Raw genomic sequence first — 5,590 nt, forward strand, 5'->3', positions numbered from 1 at the left:
TTCATAATTTCGTTTCTCTGCTGCTGATGCAGCGACGCGATGCGGGGGCCGAGGCCGGCTAGGTTGAGGCGAAGCGGTTGCGATGCTCTTTAACAAGTAACAGCCGATAAGTGTGGGTACTTGATGGTGCAGGCGTGCTGCGCCCGGGTGGTAAAAGCCGGGTGGGGCGATGCGAAAGAATCATTAAGTCTCATACGAAATGAAGGTAGGTTTTGAGAGAATCGAAACCTGTCAACGTTTTGAGTTGAGCGACAGGGTCCTTTGGGGCCCGAACAAGTAACAGGTTTGAACTGAAGAGTTTGATCCTGGCTCAGATTGAACGCTGGCGGCATGCCTTACACATGCAAGTCGGACGGCAGCGCGGGCTTCGGCCTGGCGGCGAGTGGCGAACGGGTGAGTAAGACATCGGAACGTGTCCTAGAGTGGGGGATAGCCCGGCGAAAGCCGGATTAATACCGCATACGCTCTGAGGAGGAAAGCGGGGGACCCGTAAGGGCCTCGCGCTCAAGGGGCGGCCGATGGCAGATTAGCTAGTTGGTAGGGTAAAGGCCTACCAAGGCGACGATCTGTAGCTGGTCTGAGAGGACGACCAGCCACACTGGGACTGAGACACGGCCCAGACTCCTACGGGAGGCAGCAGTGGGGAATTTTGGACAATGGGGGCAACCCTGATCCAGCAATGCCGCGTGTGTGAAGAAGGCCTTCGGGTTGTAAAGCACTTTTGTCCGGAAAGAAAACGGCCTGGCGAATAACTAGGTTGGATGACGGTACCGGAAGAATAAGCACCGGCTAACTACGTGCCAGCAGCCGCGGTAATACGTAGGGTGCGAGCGTTAATCGGAATTACTGGGCGTAAAGCGTGCGCAGGCGGTTTGCTAAGACCGATGTGAAATCCCCGGGCTCAACCTGGGAACTGCATTGGTGACTGGCAGGCTAGAGTATGGCAGAGGGAGGTAGAATTCCACGTGTAGCAGTGAAATGCGTAGAGATGTGGAGGAATACCGATGGCGAAGGCAGCCTCCTGGGCCAATACTGACGCTCATGCACGAAAGCGTGGGGAGCAAACAGGATTAGATACCCTGGTAGTCCACGCCCTAAACGATGTCAACTAGTTGTTGGGGATTCATTTCCTTAGTAACGTAGCTAACGCGTGAAGTTGACCGCCTGGGGAGTACGGTCGCAAGATTAAAACTCAAAGGAATTGACGGGGACCCGCACAAGCGGTGGATGATGTGGATTAATTCGATGCAACGCGAAAAACCTTACCTACCCTTGACATGGTCGGAACCCTGCTGAGAGGTGGAGGTGCTCGAAAGAGAACCGGCGCACAGGTGCTGCATGGCTGTCGTCAGCTCGTGTCGTGAGATGTTGGGTTAAGTCCCGCAACGAGCGCAACCCTTGTCCTTAGTTGCTACGCAAGAGCACTCTAGGGAGACTGCCGGTGACAAACCGGAGGAAGGTGGGGATGACGTCAAGTCCTCATGGCCCTTATGGGTAGGGCTTCACACGTCATACAATGGTCGGAACAGAGGGTTGCCAACCCGCGAGGGGGAGCTAATCCCAAAAAACCGATCGTAGTCCGGATTGCAGTCTGCAACTCGACTGCATGAAGCTGGAATCGCTAGTAATCGCGGATCAGCATGTCGCGGTGAATACGTTCCCGGGTCTTGTACACACCGCCCGTCACACCATGGGAGTGGGTTTTACCAGAAGTGGCTAGTCTAACCGCAAGGAGGACGGTCACCACGGTAGGATTCATGACTGGGGTGAAGTCGTAACAAGGTAGCCGTATCGGAAGGTGCGGCTGGATCACCTCCTTTCTGGAGCAAGAAGTCTGCGCTTCAAGTACTCACGCTTATCGGCTGTGAAAGTCACAGGGACAGACGAAGGGTCTGTAGCTCAGTCGGTTAGAGCACCGTCTTGATAAGGCGGGGGTCGTTGGTTCGAATCCAACCAGACCCACCACGCGAGTCTGGTGTGCGCCACGAGCGCTGCGCGCAGCGCGGCCCGAACCCAAAGGGGGGCATAGCTCAGCTGGGAGAGCACCTGCTTTGCAAGCAGGGGGTCGTCGGTTCGATCCCGTCTGCCTCCACCACTGCTCAATCGCGAGCGCTCCCCAACGGAGTGTTGGCGATTGACCCGTGGGTCAAGCAGTGCGGTATGGCTGTGACGTTCTTTAACAATCTGGAAAAAGAAGCAGTAATGTCTATTGGACGCGTCTTGAGATGGGCGCAGAAGATAGACGGGTAGTGATTGAAAGTATTGTTTTGAGTGATCTGAAAAGACGCTTGGAAGATACGGCACAACGCGAAAACTCAACCTATAGCCGGTGCGTTGCAAGACGGACTTGTTATAGGGTCAAGCGAACAAGTGCATGTGGTGGATGCCTTGGCGATCACAGGCGAAGAAGGACGCGGTAGCCTGCGAAAAGCTGCGGGGAGCTGGCAAACGAGCTTTGATCCGCAGATGTCCGAATGGGGCAACCCGGCCCGTATGGGTCATCCGTGACTGAATCCATAGGTCACGTGAAGCGAACGCGGCGAACTGAAACATCTAAGTAGCCGCAGGAAGAGAAATCAACCGAGATTCCCAAAGTAGTGGCGAGCGAAATGGGATCAGCCTGTACCATTTAGCCTCTAAGTTAGCCGAACGCTCTGGAAAGGGCGGCCGTAGCAGGTGATAGCCCTGTAGGCGAAAACTCAGATGTGGAACTAGGGGTACGACAAGTAGGGCGGGACACGTGAAATCCTGTCTGAAGATGGGGGGACCATCCTCCAAGGCTAAATACTCGTGATCGACCGATAGTGAACCAGTACCGTGAGGGAAAGGCGAAAAGAACCCCGGGAGGGGAGTGAAATAGATCCTGAAACCGCATGCATACAAACAGTCGGAGCCTCGCAAGGGGTGACGGCGTACCTTTTGTATAATGGGTCAGCGACTTACGTTCAGTAGCGAGCTTAACCGGATAGGGCAGGCGTAGCGAAAGCGAGTCCGAATAGGGCGAACAGTTGCTGGGCGTAGACCCGAAACCAAGTGATCTATCCATGGCCAGGTTGAAGGTGCGGTAACACGTACTGGAGGACCGAACCCACTAACGTTGAAAAGTTAGGGGATGAGCTGTGGATAGGGGTGAAAGGCTAAACAAACTTGGAAATAGCTGGTTCTCTCCGAAAACTATTTAGGTAGTGCCTCGTGTCTCACCTTCGGGGGTAGAGCACTGTCATGGTTGGGGGGTCCATTGCGGATTACCTCGCCATAGCAAACTCCGAATACCGAAGAGTGCAATCACGGGAGACAGACGCCGGGTGCTAACGTCCGACGTCAAGAGGGAAACAACCCAGACCGCCAGCTAAGGTCCCTAAAATTGGCTAAGTGGGAAACGAAGTGGGAAGGCGAAAACAGTCAGGAGGTTGGCTTAGAAGCAGCCACCCTTTAAAGAAAGCGTAATAGCTCACTGATCGAGTCGTCCTGCGCGGAAGATGTAACGGGGCTAAGCCAGTTACCGAAGCTGCGGATGCGCACGCTAAGTGCGCATGGTAGGAGAGCGTTCCGTAAGCCTGCGAAGGTGCATTGAGAAGTGTGCTGGAGGTATCGGAAGTGCGAATGCTGACATGAGTAGCGATAAAGGGGGTGAAAGGCCCCCTCGCCGTAAGCCCAAGGTTTCCTACGCAACGTTCATCGGCGTAGGGTGAGTCGGCCCCTAAGGCGAGGCAGAAATGCGTAGCTGATGGGAAGCAGGTTAATATTCCTGCACCGTCGTTAGATGCGATGGGGGGACGGATCGCGGAAGGTTGTCCGGGTGTCGGAAATCCCGGTCCCTGCATTGGAGAAGGCGCTTTGGCAAATCCGGGCGCGCAATTCAAGGGTGTGGGGCGAGCGGCGTTAAGCTGCGAAGCAATCGGAAGGGGTCCCAAGAAAAGCCTCTAAGCTTCAGTCTAACGAGACCGTACCGCAAACCGACACAGGTGGGCGAGATGAGTATTCTAAGGCGCTTGAGAGAACTCGGGAGAAGGAACTCGGCAAATTGGTACCGTAACTTCGGGATAAGGTACGCCCTGCTAGCTTGACTGGCTCGCGCCAGAAGGGTGAAGGGGTTGCAATAAACTGGTGGCTGCGACTGTTTAATAAAAACACAGCACTCTGCAAACACGAAAGTGGACGTATAGGGTGTGACGCCTGCCCGGTGCCGGAAGATTAAATGATGGGGTGCAAGCCCTTGATTGAAGTCCCGGTAAACGGCGGCCGTAACTATAACGGTCCTAAGGTAGCGAAATTCCTTGTCGGGTAAGTTCCGACCTGCACGAATGGCGTAACGATGGCCACACTGTCTCCTCCCGAGACTCAGCGAAGTTGAAGTGTTTGTGATGATGCAATCTACCCGCGGCTAGACGGAAAGACCCCATGAACCTTTACTGTAGCTTTGCATTGGACTTTGAACCGATCTGTGTAGGATAGGTGGGAGGCTTAGAAGCGCGAACGCTAGTTTGCGTGGAGCCGTCCTTGAAATACCACCCTGGTTTGTTTGAGGTTCTAACCTAGTGCCCTGAATCGGGCACGGGGACCGTGCATGGTAGGCAGTTTGACTGGGGCGGTCTCCTCCCAAAGCGTAACGGAGGAGTACGAAGGTACGCTAGGTACGGTCGGAAATCGTGCTGATAGTGCAATGGCATAAGCGTGCTTAACTGCGAGACCGACAAGTCGAGCAGGTGCGAAAGCAGGTCATAGTGATCCGGTGGTTCTGTATGGAAGGGCCATCGCTCAACGGATAAAAGGTACTCTGGGGATAACAGGCTGATACCGCCCAAGAGTTCATATCGACGGCGGTGTTTGGCACCTCGATGTCGGCTCATCTCATCCTGGGGCTGTAGCCGGTCCCAAGGGTATGGCTGTTCGCCATTTAAAGAGGTACGTGAGCTGGGTTTAAAACGTCGTGAGACAGTTTGGTCCCTATCTGCCGTGGGCGTTGGAAGTTTGAGGGGGCCTGCTCCTAGTACGAGAGGACCGGAGTGGACGAACCTCTGGTGTACCGGTTGTCACGCCAGTGGCATCGCCGGGTAGCTATGTTCGGAAGAGATAACCGCTGAAAGCATCTAAGCGGGAAACTCGCCTCAAGATGAGACTTCCCCGGGGACGCGATCCCCTTGAAGGGTCGTTCAAGACCAGGACGTTGATAGGTCGGGTGTGTACGCGCAGTAATGCGCTCAGCTAACCGATACTAATGGCCCGTAAGGCTTGATCCTATAACTGGTCCGTTTTACCGTTGTGCCGTCCTCGACGACACAATCCTACCGGCTGCTTCTTGTTCCAGATTCGCTGGCGCGCCCCGCCGCGCGACAGCATCCCCCTTTTGCCTGATGACCATAGCGAGTCGGTCCCACCCCTGCCCATCCCGAACAGGACCGTGAAACGACTCCACGCCGATGATAGTGCGGATTGCCCGTGTGAAAGTAGGTAATCGTCAGGCTCCTCCTTCCCCACAACGCCCGCTTCCCTCCCCGAAGCGGGCGTTGGGCTGTGGCGAACGCCCCCCGGCTCCGCCTACCTCGCTGGCTCAACCCGCACTCGAGCACCGCCTGCCCCGAGTGGGGGG

2 tRNA genes and 3 rRNA genes are annotated in these 5,590 nt (G+C 55.4%); all 5 read left to right on the plus strand.

Annotated elements, in window-relative coordinates:
* Positions 1-287 precede the first annotated feature (287 nt).
* The 5 genes from KQH55_RS15675 (at position 288) to rrf (ending at position 5,464) form a co-directional block, all read left to right on the plus strand.
* Positions 288-1,820, plus strand: a 16S ribosomal RNA gene (locus KQH55_RS15675).
* 68 nt (positions 1,821-1,888) lie between these two features.
* Positions 1,889-1,965: transfer RNA gene (locus tag KQH55_RS15680), tRNA-Ile, on the plus strand.
* 54 nt (positions 1,966-2,019) lie between these two features.
* Positions 2,020-2,095: transfer RNA gene (locus tag KQH55_RS15685), tRNA-Ala, on the plus strand.
* Between the two features lie 261 nt (positions 2,096-2,356).
* Positions 2,357-5,240 (plus strand): 23S ribosomal RNA (locus KQH55_RS15690).
* A 110-nt stretch (positions 5,241-5,350) separates the two neighbouring features.
* A 5S ribosomal RNA gene (rrf, locus tag KQH55_RS15695) occupies positions 5,351-5,464 on the plus strand.
* Together the 16S, 23S and 5S rRNA genes with 2 tRNA genes alongside form the textbook arrangement of a ribosomal RNA operon.
* Positions 5,465-5,590: the final 126 nt, after the last annotated feature.

Origin of the sequence: Mycetohabitans sp. B3, assembly GCF_021498065.1 — a bacterium.
Classification (GTDB): domain Bacteria; phylum Pseudomonadota; class Gammaproteobacteria; order Burkholderiales; family Burkholderiaceae; genus Mycetohabitans.